The 17,344-nt window shown below is 48.8% G+C and carries 18 protein-coding genes; 9 read left to right on the top strand and 9 right to left on the bottom strand.

What is annotated here, in order from left to right:
* Window positions 1-12: 12 nt before the first annotated feature.
* Window positions 13-2,466, bottom strand: a complete 2,454-nt coding sequence (gene lon / locus GA520_RS26025) for an endopeptidase La (RefSeq protein WP_163336316.1) — start codon at window positions 2,464-2,466, stop codon at window positions 13-15.
* A 306-nt stretch (window positions 2,467-2,772) separates the two neighbouring features.
* Between lon and acnA the strand changes: the two genes are divergently transcribed.
* On the top strand, window positions 2,773-5,448 hold the full coding sequence (acnA, locus tag GA520_RS26020) for an aconitate hydratase AcnA (RefSeq protein WP_163336315.1): 2,676 nt from the start codon (window positions 2,773-2,775) through the stop codon (window positions 5,446-5,448).
* A gap of 75 nt (window positions 5,449-5,523) precedes the next feature.
* Here the strand turns inward: acnA and GA520_RS26015 are convergent, their stop codons facing one another.
* From GA520_RS26015 to GA520_RS26005, 3 genes are all read right to left on the bottom strand, one after another.
* Window positions 5,524-6,402: a hypothetical protein gene (locus GA520_RS26015; RefSeq protein WP_163336314.1), complete on the bottom strand. Its 879-nt coding sequence runs from the start codon at window positions 6,400-6,402 to the stop codon at window positions 5,524-5,526.
* A gap of 293 nt (window positions 6,403-6,695) precedes the next feature.
* Window positions 6,696-6,920, bottom strand: a complete 225-nt coding sequence (locus GA520_RS26010; RefSeq protein ID WP_240910048.1) for a winged helix-turn-helix transcriptional regulator — start codon at window positions 6,918-6,920, stop codon at window positions 6,696-6,698.
* A gap of 17 nt (window positions 6,921-6,937) precedes the next feature.
* Window positions 6,938-7,324: a Fur family transcriptional regulator gene (locus tag GA520_RS26005; RefSeq protein ID WP_240910047.1), complete on the bottom strand. Its 387-nt coding sequence runs from the start codon at window positions 7,322-7,324 to the stop codon at window positions 6,938-6,940.
* Window positions 7,325-7,489: 165 nt separating this feature from the next.
* Between GA520_RS26005 and GA520_RS26000 the strand changes: the two genes are divergently transcribed.
* The 5 genes from GA520_RS26000 to GA520_RS25980 all read left to right on the top strand — a co-directional run bounded on the left by GA520_RS26000 (window position 7,490) and on the right by GA520_RS25980 (window position 11,897).
* Window positions 7,490-8,374 carry an ABC transporter ATP-binding protein gene (locus GA520_RS26000; RefSeq protein WP_163336313.1) on the top strand — a complete coding sequence of 295 codons (885 nt, stop codon included), beginning with the start codon at window positions 7,490-7,492 and terminating at the stop codon, window positions 8,372-8,374.
* A 2-nt stretch (window positions 8,375-8,376) separates the two neighbouring features.
* Complete coding sequence (locus tag GA520_RS25995) at window positions 8,377-9,426, top strand: ABC transporter permease (RefSeq protein ID WP_163336312.1); 1,050 nt, start codon at window positions 8,377-8,379, stop codon at window positions 9,424-9,426.
* Between the two features lie 35 nt (window positions 9,427-9,461).
* Window positions 9,462-10,238 carry a ThiF family adenylyltransferase gene (locus tag GA520_RS25990; RefSeq protein ID WP_163336311.1) on the top strand — a complete coding sequence of 259 codons (777 nt, stop codon included), beginning with the start codon at window positions 9,462-9,464 and terminating at the stop codon, window positions 10,236-10,238.
* An 81-nt stretch (window positions 10,239-10,319) separates the two neighbouring features.
* Complete coding sequence (thpR, locus tag GA520_RS25985; RefSeq protein ID WP_163336310.1) at window positions 10,320-10,865, top strand: RNA 2',3'-cyclic phosphodiesterase; 546 nt, start codon at window positions 10,320-10,322, stop codon at window positions 10,863-10,865.
* Window positions 10,866-11,033: 168 nt separating this feature from the next.
* Window positions 11,034-11,897, top strand: a complete 864-nt coding sequence (locus tag GA520_RS25980; RefSeq protein WP_163336309.1) for an RDD family protein — start codon at window positions 11,034-11,036, stop codon at window positions 11,895-11,897.
* A gap of 31 nt (window positions 11,898-11,928) precedes the next feature.
* Here the strand turns inward: GA520_RS25980 and GA520_RS25975 are convergent, their stop codons facing one another.
* Genes GA520_RS25975 through GA520_RS25960 form a run of 4 tightly spaced genes read right to left on the bottom strand, consistent with a single transcriptional unit; the run spans window position 11,929 to window position 14,883 of the window.
* The gene (locus GA520_RS25975) at window positions 11,929-12,831 is read right to left on the bottom strand and encodes a DMT family transporter (RefSeq protein WP_163336308.1); all 903 of its coding nucleotides are present in this window, start codon (window positions 12,829-12,831) and stop codon (window positions 11,929-11,931) included.
* Between the two features lie 59 nt (window positions 12,832-12,890).
* Window positions 12,891-13,850, bottom strand: a complete 960-nt coding sequence (locus GA520_RS25970; protein WP_163336307.1) for an SPFH domain-containing protein — start codon at window positions 13,848-13,850, stop codon at window positions 12,891-12,893.
* Between the two features lie 27 nt (window positions 13,851-13,877).
* Window positions 13,878-14,330 (bottom strand): NfeD family protein, encoded by a 453-nt coding sequence (locus GA520_RS25965; protein ID WP_163336306.1) that lies wholly within the window; start codon window positions 14,328-14,330, stop codon window positions 13,878-13,880.
* A gap of 25 nt (window positions 14,331-14,355) precedes the next feature.
* Window positions 14,356-14,883 (bottom strand): hypothetical protein, encoded by a 528-nt coding sequence (locus tag GA520_RS25960; protein WP_163336305.1) that lies wholly within the window; start codon window positions 14,881-14,883, stop codon window positions 14,356-14,358.
* Between the two features lie 284 nt (window positions 14,884-15,167).
* On the opposite strand from GA520_RS25960, the gene GA520_RS25955 reads away from it, so the two are divergent.
* Window positions 15,168-15,647 carry a dihydrofolate reductase gene (locus GA520_RS25955; protein WP_163336304.1) on the top strand — a complete coding sequence of 160 codons (480 nt, stop codon included), beginning with the start codon at window positions 15,168-15,170 and terminating at the stop codon, window positions 15,645-15,647.
* 51 nt (window positions 15,648-15,698) lie between these two features.
* Here the strand turns inward: GA520_RS25955 and GA520_RS25950 are convergent, their stop codons facing one another.
* Window positions 15,699-16,298 carry a flavodoxin family protein gene (locus GA520_RS25950; protein WP_163336303.1) on the bottom strand — a complete coding sequence of 200 codons (600 nt, stop codon included), beginning with the start codon at window positions 16,296-16,298 and terminating at the stop codon, window positions 15,699-15,701.
* A 320-nt stretch (window positions 16,299-16,618) separates the two neighbouring features.
* Between GA520_RS25950 and GA520_RS25945 the strand changes: the two genes are divergently transcribed.
* On the top strand, window positions 16,619-16,831 hold the full coding sequence (locus tag GA520_RS25945) for a dodecin family protein (RefSeq protein ID WP_163336302.1): 213 nt from the start codon (window positions 16,619-16,621) through the stop codon (window positions 16,829-16,831).
* Window positions 16,832-16,901: 70 nt separating this feature from the next.
* A complete protein-coding gene (locus tag GA520_RS25940) occupies window positions 16,902-17,267 on the top strand; it encodes a cupin domain-containing protein (RefSeq protein ID WP_163336301.1) in 366 nt (121 codons plus the stop codon).
* Window positions 17,268-17,344 lie beyond the last annotated feature (77 nt).

Genomic DNA, 17,344 nt, shown 5'->3' with positions numbered 1-17,344 from the left:
CATCAGACGCTGTTATTTCGGAAAACAGATTTTCAACACCTCATCGAAAGATGCCACAAAGTGCGCCTTGATCCCTTCCTTGATGTGCTCAGGTAACATATCAAAATCACCCTCATTTTCAGCGGGCAACAGGACCTGCTTTACATCTGACCGTTTGGCGGCGATAATTTTCTCCTTCACCCCGCCTATGGGCATAACGAGGCCACTGAGCGTAAGCTCTCCGGTCATGGCAGTATCAGCCACAATCGGCACATTCTTGGCAAGGGAGTAGAGCGAGCAGGCCATGGTAATACCCGCCGAAGGACCGTCTTTGGGTGTTGCGCCCGCAGGAACATGGAGATGAATGAAATTGTTCTTAAAAAACTCCCGCGCCTGCTCATCATCTCTAAGGAATGAGCGCAAGTAACTATAAGCAATTTCGGAAGATTCCACCATTACCGCTCCGAGTTGCCCTGTCTGCTTAAAACCAGGATTCCCAGGAACCGGGATAGATTCGATATGGAGTGTCGTCCCACCCATGGAGGTGTAAGCCAGGCCCCGTATCACACCTATCCGAGGTTTTTTAAACGCCTGGCCTTCCGTAAAAACCCGTTTACCCAGCAGGTCGGTCAGCTCACCCTTGGTGATTTTCACCACCTCATCCGGATCGCTTACAATATGCTTGACCGATTTGCGGATAATTTTCTTGATACAATTTTCCAGGCCGCGCACACCGGCCTCACGTGCCCAACCGTCAACAATGGAGGTAAGAACAGGGCGGGAGATCTTCACCTGTCTGGAGGTGAGACCATGCTGTCTGAGCTGTTTCGGTACCAGGTGCCTGGCGGCAATCTCCACTTTTTCCTTGAGTATATAACCGGGCAACTTAATCATTTCCATACGATCGAGCAGTGGTCCAGGTATTGTTTCAAGCTGGTTAGCGGTACATATAAACAGCACTTTTGAGAGATCGAACCGCACATCAAGGTAATGATCAAGAAAATCCTTGTTCTGTTCAGGGTCGAGAACCTCCAGCAGGGCGGAAGCGGGATCGCCCCTGAAACTGGCCCCGATCTTATCGATCTCATCAAGCATGATGAGCGGATTGGAAGTCTTGCAGGTTTTAATGGCCTGGATAAATTTTCCCGGCATAGCACCGATATAGGTCCGGCGATGCCCTTTTATCTCTGCCTCGTCCCGCATTCCACCCAGGGAGAATCGATAAAATTCCCGACCAAGGCTTCTGGCGATAGACTGGCCGATGGAGGTCTTCCCCACCCCAGGAGGACCAGTGAGTAGTATAATCGAGCCACTCAGGTCACCTTTAACGATACCAACGGAAATCAACTCCAGAATTCTGTTCTTAACGTCCTCAAGACCGTAGTGATCATGATTGAGGATTTTCTCCGCCTTGGTCACATTATAATTATCCTTGGACATCACCCCCCATGGCAGGATAGTAAGCCAGTCAAGATAGGCCCGGCTCACATTAAACTCGGCGGATGACGGTCCCAGGAGCCTGAGTTTCTCTATTTCCTCCCGGACCTTCTCCCTCGCCTCATCTGACAGAACCAGTTTCTTTAAGCGGCTTTCATACTTTTCAATTTCCGCCTGGGTGTCATCCTTGGCAAGGCCAAGCTCTTTCTTGATCTCCTCAAGCTGCTGTTTTAAAAAGAATTCCCGTTGCTGCTTGGAGAGCTGTTCTTCAATGCGCTTGGAAATCTTGGCCTTGAGCTTAGAAATCTCCAGCTCCTTCCTAAGGAGCAGCAAGACCATTTCAAGACGCTTTCGGACCTTCTCAGTCTCCAGTACCTCCTGAATTTCCACCCCGGACGAGGTGGTCATTGAGGCGGCGAAATCTGCAAGTGCCCCCGGATCACTCAAGTTGATCCGCTCAATCAATAAAGAAAGCCCTTCCTTAAATAGCGGATTAAGATTGACCAACTCCTTGATAGCGTCGATAATTGCCACAGCATACGCTTTTAATTCGTCACTGTTCTCTACTTTTTGTTCATAGAGATAATTCACATCGGCATAAAAGACCGTATCCTTCCTGTACAGATGCAACACCTCCATTCTCTCCAGGGCCTGGGCCATGAGCTGGAGCGGCTCGCCCGGCTTACCAGGCGGGGTTGCCTGGACCACTCGAACCACCACACCGACATTAAAAAATTCCTCGGGATCTTGTGGTTTTTTTGGCATGGAGTCTTCGGCCGGCTGGGTCAACACCAGCCCGAGATAGAGTGGTGTCGACTCCTCGGTAAGCTTATATATTGCCTCCTGGATCCTGGGATCATCGACAAAGATCGGGCCCATCATCTTTGGAAACATGGGCCTGTCGTGAAGAGGAATTATGAGCAAATTTTCCGGAAGCAGGTCCTGGGAGACGACCAGTGATTTGTTTTCATCATTCTCACTTTTTCCTTCGTCAACGGAATCAATGCCATCGGGTGTTAACAGGGTTGCTTTCTCGGGTTTCTCAGCCATCTATTTCTCCTTTCATCCTTGCCAGGGGGGGGAATTGGTACAGTCAAATCTTCTCTCTTCAATTATAAGTAATACAATTTCATAAAGTTAAAAGTCAAGACAACCTGTTTTTTTCCTGATTGCTGCATATTGAACACCAGCACACCCCGATGTTGTAATATTTCTTGGGTCAATAGCCTTATAATGATTATAATCACCAATATCGGAACTTTGACCTCCAGGGTTTCTCGGCGGATTTGATACTTCAACTCAAAATTCTCAAGAAGCTCCGAATGCTCCTTCACCCAGCTGTTAGAGAGGATGTTCATGAATCGCCAGGATTTTCTTAAAACAGTTACGGCCAACGATAAAGTCTATTCCTACTACGACATACAAGAACTTGAGCGTCGGGGGATAGGCTCCATAGCACGGCTTCCATATTCGATCAGAATACTTGTTGAAAACATGCTCAGGAAATTCGACGGCTCCATTGTCACTGAAGACGACATCACCACAATTTGCAACTGGGCGCCACGCTATGAAACACCGGTTGAGATTCCGTACCATCCGGCCCGGGTCCTGATGCAGGATTTTACCGGTGTACCTGCGGTTGTCGATCTTGCTGCCATGCGCGACGCCGTAAAAGCATTAGGCGGGGACCCATCCAAGGTCAACCCCAGGGTACCGGTGGAGCTCGTTGTCGATCACTCTGTCCAGGTCGACCACTCCCGAACCACCGGCAGCCTTGATTTGAATGTGAGTAAAGAGTACGAGCGAAACAGTGAGCGTTACACGTTACTAAAATGGGCACAAAAAAGTTTCGATAATTTCCGGGTGGTCCCGCCCAACTCCGGCATCTGCCACCAGGTAAACCTTGAACATCTCGGCCGCGTTGTGATTGCTGCCCCGACAGACGATGGTTTTGTCGCCTATCCCGACACTGTAGTCGGACTCGATTCTCATACACCCATGATAAACGCGATTGGCGTCATGGGGTGGGGTGTTGGTGGTATCGAAGCAGAAGCGGTTATGCTGGGCCAGCCATATTATATGTCTATACCTGAGGTTATCGGCGTCCGGCTGACTGGAAGTCTCCGCCCAGGTGTCACTGCCACGGATATGGTACTCACCATTACCGAAATGCTCCGCCACCATAAAGTGGTTGAGAAATTCGTCGAGTTTTTCGGGCCGGGGGTGGCAAGCCTCTCCGTTCCCGACCGTGCTACTATCTCTAACATGACGCCGGAATATGGGGCCACACTTGGTTTCTTCCCGGTTGACGACAAGACGCTTGAATACCTGGAGATAACCGGCCGCTCAGAATACGCACAGCTGACCGAGAAGTACAATAAGGCTAACGGCCTCTTTTATAGCGATAATAGTAACATTGAGTACACTGAAACGCTGGAGCTTGATCTCTCCAGCGTGCACCCCTCCCTCGCAGGCCCCGCCCGACCCCAGGACAGAATAGCCCTTGGCGATATGAAAGAGACTTTTGGTCAACTACTTGAAAACTCACCGGGCCATGGAGGGCGCCGAGAACCGAAACAGGTCAGCATCGAGATAAACAACCGGCACGAATCAATCGGGGACGGCAGTGTTGTCATAGCAGCTATCACCTCCTGTACGAACACCTCAAACCCTCATGTACTGATAGGCGCAGGCCTTATGGCAAAAGCGGCGGTACAAAAAGGATTGCGGGTTCCCTCTTACGTGAAAACATCTTTCGCACCCGGCTCCAGGGTCGTCAGCAGCTACCTTGAGAATGCCGGGCTCATGCCCTATTTTGAGGCTCTTGGTTTTCATATAACAGCCTTTGGCTGCACCACTTGTATAGGAAATAGCGGACCACTCATCCCAGTAATAGAGGAGGCTATCAGCAGCAGCCAGCTCAACGTTGCCGCTGTCCTCTCCGGCAATCGGAATTTTGAAGCCCGCATTCATCAGCGTATCAAATCGAACTTTCTGGCCTCCCCCATGCTGGTTATTGCCTACGCACTTGCAGGCCGGGTCGATCTGGACCTGACCAGTGAACCACTTGGGTTTGACCCCAACGGGCAGGCAGTGTTTCTGCAGGACTTATGGCCTGAAAACGACGAAATTAACCAACTTACTCAATCCTATGTCACACTCGACTGCTTTACCAGTCAGTACAGCCGAATTTTCAGCGGCGATCGCTTCTGGGATGAGCTGAACGCGGCCGAAAGCACGACCTACAACTGGGACGATAGATCTACCTATATAAAGAAACCTCCCTACTTCGATCAATTTACGGATAAACCGCTTGAACTTTCAGATATTCACGAGGCACGAACATTTTTGGTACTTGGTGACAGTGTCACTACCGACCACATCTCACCGGCCGGCGCGATTCCGGAAGATTACCCTGCCGGGAAATACCTGATTGAGCAGGGAGTGCAGAAGGAGCACTTCAACTCCTATGGTTCGCGACGGGGAAATCATGAGGTGATGATGCGAGGCACCTTTGGCAATATCCGCATAAAAAACAGGATGGTGAACCCCAAAGAGGGGAGTTTCACCCTCAAGTACCCGGAAAGTATCGAGATGTATAATTTTGATGCGGCCATGCAATACAAGAAGGAACACGTGCCACTGGTGGTGCTCGGTGGCAAGGAATACGGTACCGGTTCTTCCCGCGACTGGGCGGCCAAAGGCTCCAACCTGCTGGGTGTTCAAGCCGTTATCGCCGAATCATACGAACGTATCCACCGCAACAACCTTGTAGGCATGGGTGTTCTGCCGCTTCTCTTCCAGGAAGGCGATTCCATCGATTCACTCGGCCTCAAGGGAGACGAGACCATTCATATCAGTGGACTGGCGAATCTCAAACCACGTGGCAAACATGAAGTCCGGGCCGTTGCACCGGATGGCAAAGAAACTGTTTTTACCGTACAGTCCAGGCTGGATACGGAAGTGGATGTTACCTACTACCGGCATGGTGGTATACTTCCTTTTGTATTGCGACAGATGCTTGAAGAATAAAAAAAGACCGGCAAACCGTGATTACATAACGGTTTGCCGGCCATATAGAAAGACAGAGGTGAGTTGCAGGAATTGTCAGCTCATCAGCGCAACCAGCTCAGGATGCTCGACAGCAATCAACTCCTTTATCCGAGCCGCATGGGCATGCTCAGGATTACCCTGCACGAAATCAAACGCCTTGATGTAGTTGACGTCGACCAGCCGCTGAATCATCTCTTCCGCATACGAATGATCTGAGGCAACATCCATGATAAACATAATGGCATCAGGCATCAGCCTACCGGCAGCCTCTCTAGAGATTGAATAGATACCCTTGAAAATCGCATCTACCCGCGGATGATCCATACGCTCATGCAATAGCAGGGTCGCAATATTAGCGTCCCGGTCAAACATCGCCTGAATGACCAGGGGTGTACAGGGATGATCCGGATTATTTTCGACAAAATCGTAGGCGTTTGTCAGGTTTTTCGTGGCCAGAGCGGTCGTCAGTTCCTGATGCAGCGGATGGTCGGGGATCCGGTTCAGGATATACGCGATGACATCCGATGTCAGCTCCTTGATATAGTCTTTCTCAAGTTTATTGAACCCTTTGAGTATGGACTCGGAACCCGGATGGTCGGGCATTATCTCCAACACTTTAACAGCACTTGCATAACTCAATCCTTTGAGGGTATTGCTGTTGGTAGAATACATCTCCTCCTTCAGCTTTTCGGCAAGATTTGAGTCGGGATGATTCTCGAGAAAGGCAAAGGCGCGATCAAAATCCCAACCGGAGAGCGCTTCAGGTTGCTGGCGTATTGCCTCATACTCTTCCAGGGCCTTCAGGTTCTCTGTAGGATTCGATGAATCCAGCGCTGCGCCACTGCTGCCCTCTTGCTTTGTTCCCCCACCGGTAAGCTTGCTGAAAATTGACTTAAAAATGGACCCGCCCTGTTGTGATTTGTCTTCTTTCATATCTTCTTGTTGAAAAAGTTGTGTACGAGTTTAGTCTTTCACCAGACCAAAGCTCATCCGGTATACCGGATATGGTGGGGAGGCTGTCACATAGTTCCTGACATAACTATTTCGCTCTTTCCGGCACTAAATAATATCGGGTTGAATATAATGCGGCCCGGGCCTGTCAGCAACAGAAATCAAATAAATACTGGTTTTAAAATTCAATTATTCTGATATACCTGAATCCAAAACACAAAAAGGCCGACAGGAATAGTCCTATCGGCCTCAAATTCTATATCACCCAATGCCAGCTACTTCAATTCTGCACGCCCATCATCAGTAATTGCGTATTTACACCTTACCGGACTCTCTACCAGTCCTTTTTTCTTGAGAGCAGTAATCCGAGAGCTGACAACTTTCGATTCAAGTCCGGTTGTAGTGGCGATATCTTTTGAACCACAGGGCTCACTGGTATTTGCCATAGCTTCAAGGATTTTAAGGTGTTCATCGGTCAGTGGTTTCGGCTTGCAGCTCATTGAATAGTCTCCTATAATCACTTTTTTTTCTTACATTCAGGGCAGATGCCTGCAACTTCAACACGGTATCCGGTAATTGAATACCCCCTGCGGGAATCGTCCGGAATTTCTTCAAATGATTGTCGTTTCATTTCAAGGTTATCTATGCGATGACATACCACGCAATATATATGATCATGATCAACCACGTCATAATCGAATCGCTTCTGCCTGCCGCTGATTTCCAGCTTCGCGATAAGCCCGGCCTCGGACAGGATTTCCAGATTCCTGTACACAGTTGCCAGGCTGATACGGGGCATCGTCTTCTTCACACGCTCATAAAGTTCATCTGCGCTGAGGTGCTGCCTGCTTTTGCGGAGCTCACGAAGAATTATTTCACGCTGATTTGTCATTCTGAGTTGCATGGGTCCACCTGCAATTGATAATTATTATCTATAAGTATCGTTTTGCTGAATTATTGTCAATGCTTTTCCTGTATATGCAATTGGTATTGACATCGGCGATCAAATTTCCATAGTATTCTGCTGAGAGTGGCAGACCCATAACTTCTGGATAATCACTGCTGAAACATGGAAATATTACTGACTGTTGAACATTTACGAAAAGAGTACCGTCAAACAGTTGCGGTACAGGATGTCTCTTTCCAGGTTGAAAGAGGCTCCTGTTTTGGCCTGTTGGGACCAAACGGTGCCGGCAAAACCACAACCATTGAGATCATAGAGGACATTATTCCCCCGACCCGCGGTACCATAACCTTCAAGGGCGCGCCCCGTTCCGTATCCTTCAGGGAGGAGATAGGTATTCAGTTTCAACATACCTCCCTCCTCAACTATCTCTCCGTGGAGGAAACACTGCAGGCATTTGCGAAATTATTCACTTCACCGGTAGATCTCGACCAGCTTATGCTCAGCTGTGACCTGACCAGTCTTCATAAACGTAAAAACACAGAGTTGTCTGGCGGTCAGTTGCAACGGTTGATGCTGGCACTTGCCCTCATCAACGATCCGGAGCTCATTTTTCTCGATGAACCATCTACCGGTCTCGACCCACAGTCCAGGAGAAACATGTGGGCTCTGGTGGATGATATCAAGAGCCGTGAAAAAACGATCATCATGACCACCCACTCTATGGAGGAAGCGCAATACCTGTGTGACCGGATCGCGATTATGGACCGTGGCCTCATCATAGCTGAAGGTTCTCCTGAAGAGCTAATCCGTCACTATTGCCCTGTTGCCACAATTTCACTACCGGCACGCGCCCTGCCGCCCTCAACTCCATCCATACCCTTTATATATAACACCGAAGAGGATACCATCAGGATCAAGACCAAGCATATTGAGGAAGTGGTTCACTTTTTTACCGACAACAACATACCACTCGCCGAAATGACAATACATTCACCGACCATGGAGGATGTATTCCTCCATCTCACCGGCAGGACTCTCAGGGATTGATTATGAACCTGCCATCCTTCAGACGTATATGGGCTATGTTTATTGCCCGAAATTACGAATTTTTCCGTGACAGAGCCGCCTTTGGCTGGAACTTTATGTTTCCCTTCATGCTTATTGTCGGTTTCGGCCTGATGTTCAACGACAGGGAATATCAACAATTCAAGGTAGGTGTCTTCAGTGCGCAGCAGCCAGAACAACAGGCGGAGACCACACTTCCTGACTCGTTTCTGAACGATAAACATATTGTTATCATCCCCGTTGAATCACTTGAAGCAGGTGAAAAAAAACTCCTAAATCATAAGCTGGACCTCCTTGTTGCCGCCACCTCCCCTACTCACGCCTACTGGCTTAACGACTCATCCCCCAACGGTGCGCTGGCCGAAAAAATATTCCTCACCTCATTTCTTGGAGCGGACCTGCCCGCCGAGAAAAAGCTTCTCAACGGCTACCAGGTACGCTACCTCGATTGGCTGTTTCCTGGCATACTTGCCATGAACATGATGTTTTCCGCACTCTGGGGAGTCGGTTACATTGTTGTCCGTTACCGGAAAAACGGAGCACTGAAGAGGTTAAAAGCCACACCACTCACGGCTTTTGAATACCTGAGCGCCCAGATACTCTCACGGATCTTCCTGTTGATGTTTACCCTGATTATCGTCTGGTTTGGGGCCGATCTGATTTTTGATTTCCGGGTAGCCGGTTCCCTGTGGCTCGTTTTTTTCCTTTTTTTCCTTGGTGGCCTGAACCTCTCTGCCATGGGACTCATTCTTGCGGCCCGTGGAACCAGCGAGGAATTTGCCAGCGGCACCCTCAACTTTATATCCTGGCCAATGATGTTCCTCTCAGAGGTCTGGTTCTCACTGGAAGGCAGTCCGGAATGGATCCTTAAAATTTCCCAGCTCTTTCCGTTGACCCACCTGTTGACCGGAATACGAGCCGTCATGAACGATGCGGCAACACTCTATGACGTCCGGCTTGAATGCATACTGCTCACCGTTTCGACAATTCTATTTCTCTTTATCGCATCACGGATATTCTCATGGAATGCATAAACCGATTATATTTTATCAACCTCTATTAAACAATTATGAACCCAGGGACAGACATTATTAAAACCAACTCTGCAAGATTCTCGCGTACGAGGAGAATACTTGGCCAGGACCGATTTGAGAAGCTCTGTAATAGCAGGGTTACCGTTGTCGGTCTCGGCGCTGTCGGTGGCTATGTTGTGGAAGGGCTGGCAAGGGCTGGCATAGGAAATCTGCGCCTGGTTGATTTCGACACAATCCAACCTACCAATATCAACCGCCAGATTTTTGCCCTTGAATCCACTCTCGGCTCGTTAAAAGCGGCCAGCGCACGTAACAGGGTTCTCGATATCAACCCGGCCTGCCATGTCGAGGACCTACCGCTCTTTGCTGCGACGGAAACGCTTGATGAGATCTTTACGCCGCGCCCGGATCTGCTGATCGACGCCATAGACGCCCTTAACCCGAAAGTTCAACTTCTTGCTGAAGCTTACAGAAGACAGATTCCGACGCTCTCTTCAATGGGAGCAGCCCTCAGGACCGATCCGGCCAGGATTCGCTTAGGTGATATTTTCGACTCCACCAACTGCCCATTGGCAAAACATGTCCGTAAACGACTCCGAAGACAGGAAATTGGCCGGGGTATCACCTGTGTGTACTCAACGGAAAAAGTGAACTTCGACTACACCGAACCAAATGAAGAGGTCAAGATTGGGGAAACACCCTTTAGTGATCGGGGCAGGGAACGGAATGTGCTTGGCAGCCTGCCCACACTCACCGGAATTTTCGGACTTACCCTGGCGAACGAGGCAATTCACCGACTGACTGAGTTGTGAAAAGAGTAAAGACCAACTCGCACTCCGGTATAAGTGAAATTACCCCTGAGCCAGTCAAAGTTCCCAACACAATAGAAAAAGATGATACGACTCTTTATCGCACTCGACCTGCCACAGGAAATGAAACCCTTTATTGCCGGAATGGGCGGTTCCATCCCCGGAAGCCGACCGGTGCCAGAGGATCAGCTTCACCTCACCATAAAGTTTATCGGCGACACAGATACAGCACTTCTCCTCGACATAAAGGAGGCACTTCATACTGTTCTATTTCCTGCCTTTAGTATTAAACTGAACGGCGTTGGACACTTCCCGCCCCGAGGTATGCCGAGAGTCCTGTGGGCTGGCATATATCCAAGCACCGAGACAGTAGCTCTCAGAAACAAGATAGAAAAGGCACTCGCAGATATCGGCATCGAGCGAGACCGTCGTAAATTCGCACCGCATTTAACCCTGTGCCGTCTCAAAAACAGTCCACTCAAGCGGGTCACCCGCTTCCTCTCTGACAATGCTCTTTTCAATACACCTGAATTTACGATGAGCGAATTCAAGCTCTACTCCAGTATATTGACCCCAAAGGGTGCTGTTCATACAATTCAGGAGACATTCCCGCTCTCGGAAAAAGCATAAAACCCAATATGCCGGAGAAACCTGTTTTATTAAACAAATGTCATCATCCCGCCAACAACAGTAAGTAAATACACGTTTTATTGCACATAATTATTATAGTTGCTATTCTCTTGCTACGACATAAAAGTTCCCCCCAATCATACAGATCACTTCGCAACGAGAGATAAAATGGACGATAAGTATACAATCAGATATGCAGGCCAGCTGCAGCCCGAAATAGACAAATATGAAGCGATCAAAAGTTTTTCTATCTTGTTCAAGGTATCTGCCGACAAGGCCGAATCATTTCTCTCCTCCCCAACAGCTCAGACAATAAAGTCCGGATTATCCTCCAGAGAGGCTGGTATCTATAAAAAGAAACTGGAAAGCATCGGCCTGCAGGTACAAGTGACAAGAAAGACCGCACCTGTCCCTACCGGTAATGCTCCAGAATCCAATAGCTTGAACTCAGGCATAGTATCCCCACTGACTCAGGAGACCACAAAACCAACGCCCCAAGCGTTTCCTCTCAAGGAAAATGTTCAAACAAAGATTGAAAAGAACGATAATCCATATGCCGCACCAACAGCAGAGCTGCTCGCCGACGAGAATCGAACAACAATACTTGCCTCCCGCGGAAAACGCTTGGGTGCAGTCATAATTGACACCATAATTTCAATAGCGCTCATACTGCCATTGATGTATTTCACCGGTGGATTCGACATCATTACCAGTGGCACAACCAACTACGGATACAATGCCCTTTTAGGTGTGTTTGGTATCGTGTTTTTCTTCCTTATTCATGGCAGGTATCTCGCTCTTTATGGCCAGACCATAGGCAAAAAGATGGTTGGGATTAAAATCACCGACCTTCAGGGAAACCTCCCCTCATTTAAGAGAAATATTCTCGTCAGATATGGATTCACCTCCGTCATAGGCAATATTCCATTTATCGGTGGGTTGGTTTCCATCATCGACGTACTGTTCATCTTCGGTAAGGAAAGAAGGTGCCTTCATGATCGTGTGGCCGGGACAATGGTGCTGGAAGCATAGAACCTGAATCGGTAGCTTCACCAGCAGTCTCCTATTTGCCCAGCCTCCCCGTCGTATACTGGAGGACAACCATTGCAGCCAGAACAATAACAATACCCGGAATGATTGCCGGCGGGGGCATTCCCTTGCCCAGCGCCAAATCCTGCAAAAGAACCAGACAGGGGTAGAGATACGAGTAGGCCATGGCCCGGGTCGGACCGATAAAAAGGATGCAATACTGCGTCAGGAAAAATGTGACGACCGTGGTGAAAAAAGCCAGATATCCAACCCAGCCCCAGATACTAAGCGGAATTGAAGACCAACCGGTTGCCAGAATCTTCCCAGCCCCGAATAGTCCGAGCCAGATAGTCCCTGTCACCAGTATCCAGAAGGTGAGGACCAGCATTGGCTCTCCTCGATAGAGCAACTTTATCAAAGGGGTATAAAGCCCCATGGCAAAACAGCCAGCCAGAAAAATCAGGTCCCCCCTATTCAAATCCACATCCACCAACTGTAACGGATTTCCCCGAAAGATAACCCAGATAGCCCCGGCCATACCAAGAAAGAGTGCCACAGATTGGGCCCGACCGATACGCTCCTTCAACAACACCATGCTATACCCCCAGGAGATAACAGGGACAATAGCAAAAATAACGCTTGTATTCAGGGCTGTTGTGTATCTCAATGATAAAAACATGCACCAGAAAAAAAGGACCAGGCAGCTACTGATAACTGACGAACGAAAAAACAGGGAAGCGGAAAGGTGCAGCTCAAACCTGACCATAACCACAGGCAGGAGCAACAGGGAAGCCATAATAAAACGAATAAAGGTAAGGACCAGCGGGTCAAGTGCATTCGATACTGCTGCACAGACGGTAAATGAAGTCGACACCAGGGTGGCACATATCACCATCAGCAGGTGGATAAAAAAAAGGGAACGAGGTCTTTCAGTCATAAGTCCCTCATTCCCTTTTTATGTATTTTGCTAACAACAGGTGAATTGCTCACCAGTTGTTATGAAGCTGAAAACCGGATTTCCGGTTCCCCATCCTCACCCTTTTTCTTGACGTGGCCGACCGTGGCCATGGCGGTGGCCACCATGGAACTCACATCGGTGATGTTGCCGGGGATAATCATAGTGTTGTTTTCCTTGGCCAGCTTCCCGAACTCATCGATATACTTCTTGGCTACTTCCAGGTTGGCTGCCTCCATCCCCCCTTCCGATGAGAGCGCCTTGGCAACCTTCTGAATACCTTCAGCGGTGGCCTCGGCAACCCGGAGGATCTCCTGGGCGCGACCTTCTGCCTCGTTAATGCGCTTCATCTTTTCACCCTCGGAAAGTGAAATCGCCTCTGACTTGTCACCCTCGGCACGGTTGATCACTGCCTGCTTCTCACCTTCCGAGCGGGCAATGTCAGCACGTTTTTCACGTTCGGCCTTCATCTGCTTTTCCATCGCCTCAAGTACCGTACGGGGCGGCTGAATATCCTTTATCTCATAGCGAAGAACCTTAACACCCCAGTTTCGGGCCGCCTCGTCAAGGGCATCCACAACCTGGCCGTTAAGGGTCTCCCGTGCCTCAAAGGTGGAATCAAGGGTAATCTTACCGATTGCCGAACGCAGGCTGGTCTGAGCCAACTGCGAAGCTGCAAAATGATAATCCTCAATGCCGTAGGCCGACTTCTTGGAATCCATAACCTGGAGATAGAGAATACCATCAACCTCAAGGGTAACGTTATCTGCAGTGATGCAGGTCTGAGCTGCAATATCAATCGGCTCTTCTTTCAGGGACCGTCTATAGGCAACCTTATCCATAAAAGGAATCAGGATATGGAAACCGGCTGAAAGCGTCTTCCGGTATTTACCGAGTCTCTCAACCACAAACTCCTTACGCTGCGGCACGACAACAGCCGTCTTGACCAGGATAACCAGAACCAGGATAAACAAAAACACTAATGCGACAAGATTTTCCACGGTTACACCTCCCTCTATAAAAAACTATTATTGGTTATTGGTAACGGGCTTCACCTTGATTACAAGCCCCTGTTGTTCCACAATTTCGGCAAGATCTCCATCTCTCATGGCACTATCCGCAGTAGCCCGCCAGGTTGTACCCGAATATTTTACTTTCCCTTCGGCCGGTGGAACAATATCCTGTATGATCTCTACGAGGGCTCCCTTTTCTGCAAGAGAATCTTCCTCGTTCTCGTTCGTGGAATCACCACTAAAGGATTTCTTCACCAGTCGTCGTAAGACAAGAAGGGCAACAACTGAGAAGACAGTAAAGATCAGGATCTGGCTGTTAATCCCGATCGGCAACAGCCAACTCAACAATGCCGTGATCCAGGCACCGACACCAAAGAAAAAGAGGACAAAACCGGGTACCACCATCTCCAGAATAAACAGGACAACTCCGGAAAGAAACCAGAACAGTGGCGGGGTCGTGAAATCCATTGTGCATTCCCTTATGTAAACTATTTTATCGTGAAAAGAGCCTCTTAAAGAGGCCAACAACATTTTCTACCAGAGATTTTCTTCCCTGCTTTCTATGTAACGTAAGCGTTCTTTGGGTTTCCAAAGCCCAATCGGCGTCAGGTTGAAATCCGTTGGCCGTTTTGCCGCCTGACCCGGTCAGTAAAGGCAAACAATCGGCGCAGGCTTTTTTCATATCGACAATCTCAAGGCGTTCCCCGGGTTTCCCTTCACTACTACAGTAATCGCAAAACTCGACTATCAAATCATCATCCGGAGCCTGCTCGGGCACCGAATCCGGAAGATCAAAAAGTTCCGCTGTCACTTCCTCTGTGGTCTCGTCTACACAGGCCGGGTCTGCGATATCATCAGGAAGAGTAATTTCGACATCTTCTTCCATGCAACGAAACACCTCGTCACATTTCGGGCAGCGTATTTTCCTTCCACTATAGGAATCATCTGCTGTTCCGAAAACCCCGCAGCACGGACACGCTATCCTCATCGTGTCCCTCTGCCCCGCAGACAGTTTCGCCATACTTTATCGATAACTATCAACCTTCTGTTCATGAACTCCCTCGCTCGCTCGCTCGCTAACTGCCCGGCCCTTTAAAAAACACAAAAATATATGTTGTGCCGTATCAAACATCAAGCCATGTTGTTCAGAGCAAATCAACAATTCTTGACAATCGACCTCACGGACCTATATAGTTCCATTATCTAACAGAACATGCGGGAAACACAACACATTTCTTATCTTCTATGATTCAGGACACTTCGGACCACCCTCAGTCCGGATAGTCACAATAAGGGTATCAATTTATGGAAATCATCCTGATTGCAGCCATGGCAAAAAACCGAATAATCGGTCGGGACAACATCATCCCCTGGCACATCCCGGAAGAACTCCGTTTTTTCAAGGAGACAACCATGGGCTACCCGGTCATCATGGGACGGAAGACATTTGAATCACTTAAAAAGCCGCTCCCAGGAAGACAAAACATCGTCATCAGCCGAAACAGTCAATACCACAGTCCAGGCGCTGACAACGCGAGTTCTTTTGAAGCGGCGTTAGCGCTCTGTCCCAAAAGTACCAAGAAAGCGTTTATTCTCGGCGGCAGCCAGATTTTTGAGATCGCACTGGATAAAGCCGACACGCTTATCCTGACGATTCTGGACCGTGATGTAGATGGCGACTGTTCCTTCCCCGAATTCTCAACCTCCCTTTACAGGGAAACAGATTCCATTCGGTACGAAGGGGGAAGCGAGCCGTTTACTGTTCACTATTACAGCAGGAAGTAATCCTGTCAGGTCAGGATGCCTGGCCGTCGTCAAGGTATTGAGAACTCCCAATCAGGGTTGCGGCAAGCTCGCCATATGAGGGGCAATGGCTTTTCCCAGCCAGTCAATAGTCTCGCCCAGGTTCCGCATATTGTTCAACCCTTCTTCATCCGACTCCACGTCTCCCTTATCCAGCCCTATACCAAAATTCCAGTAGGTTGAGCCGGGCACGATCATCTGGTTCATGAGGTACATGTGATTGATGGTATCATACACATGGGTGGCTCCCCCCCTGCGGACCGCCACGACCGCAGCACCTATCTTGCCTTTAAACAACCGACCGTTGGTAACAGCCACAAAACCCGAACGATCCAGTAGCGCTTTCATCTCAGCACTCACATCGGTGAAATATGTTGGTGACCCCAAAATAAGGGCGTCAGCCTTGAGCATTTTTGCCATGATATCATTAAAAATATCGTTCTTTATGGCACAGCGCTGATTCTGCTTCTCGCGACATTTACCACAGGCCATACAACCCCGGATATTTTTGCCGCCAACCTGAATAAATTCCGTTTCCCAGCCTGCATCATCAAGAGGCTTGAGAGCGTGTTGCAGCAGTATTTCTGTATTGCCCCCTTTTCGGGGACTACCGTTTATGGCCAAAGCGTACATGATTGCTCCTCTTGTGTTTTATTATTGTTAACCTTGCATCCTGCAGACTCATTAAAGATCACACAATATGTTCTGCCAACCTATGAGGCAAGCAAGACAAAGAGAAATCCGCTTTCGCCTTCTGTTTTTTTTCGACGCCTGCTACAATAGCATTATGAAGTAATTCTTTATCAGTTCCATAATTATAATTAACAGGCGAAACGCGCCTGATCTTTTGTAGATGTCGACGTGATCTGTTTTGCAACGGGCAGTAATCTGAGCGGTTTACACACGTGTCGCTACTGTCTTCCAGCCCCAAAACCCCAATAAGGAGGGATGTCATGCCGGAAAGTGTCTACAAAGTCATAGAACTCGTTGGATCTAGCCCTGTATCCTGGGAGGACGCTGCAAAAAACGCAGTGAAGTCAGCAGGTCTCAGTATAAGGGATATGCGAATCGCAGAGATCGGCACCCTTGACATGAAACTTGATGATGAAGATGTTCTTTGCTTTCGTGCCAAGGTGAAAATTTCGTTTAAGATCGTCTCTGAATAAACGACTCTTTTTTCCGGCGGTCACCACCTTTTTACTCGAGACCGCCGGGAACCGAACCCCGCGACCCTGTATGTCAAAGCACGTATATAAAGCCAGCAATGCACGTGAATACTTCACCCGGGAAAGGTGTTATATTACCGAGGTGGCGAACGACCCGGAAAACGAAGCCCTCTCGGTTGCCATAGCCCGCGTCGAACCCGGGATAACTACGGCCTGGCATGTGCTGCGCGATGTCGATGAAAGATATCTGATAATTTCCGGAACCGGACAGGTTGAAATCGGCGAGGATCAACCAGTGCCGATTGCAACCGGCGATGTTGTGTTTATTCCGGCCGGTATTCGACAACGAATAGCTAATCATGGTTCTGACGATCTTACCTTTTATGCGTTGTGCACACCACGATTCACTCCTGACTGCTATATCTCCCTGGAATAACACCAACCGTTTTTGCTCCACACTGGTACTCTCTCAATGAGCGTGGTAGATACATTTACATCCGACAAACCTTTACT

The organism is Desulfopila sp. IMCC35008 (assembly GCF_010646885.2).
GTDB lineage: Bacteria > Desulfobacterota > Desulfobulbia > Desulfobulbales > Desulfocapsaceae > Desulfopila.
This window is presented reverse-complemented; position numbering and strand designations above follow the sequence as displayed.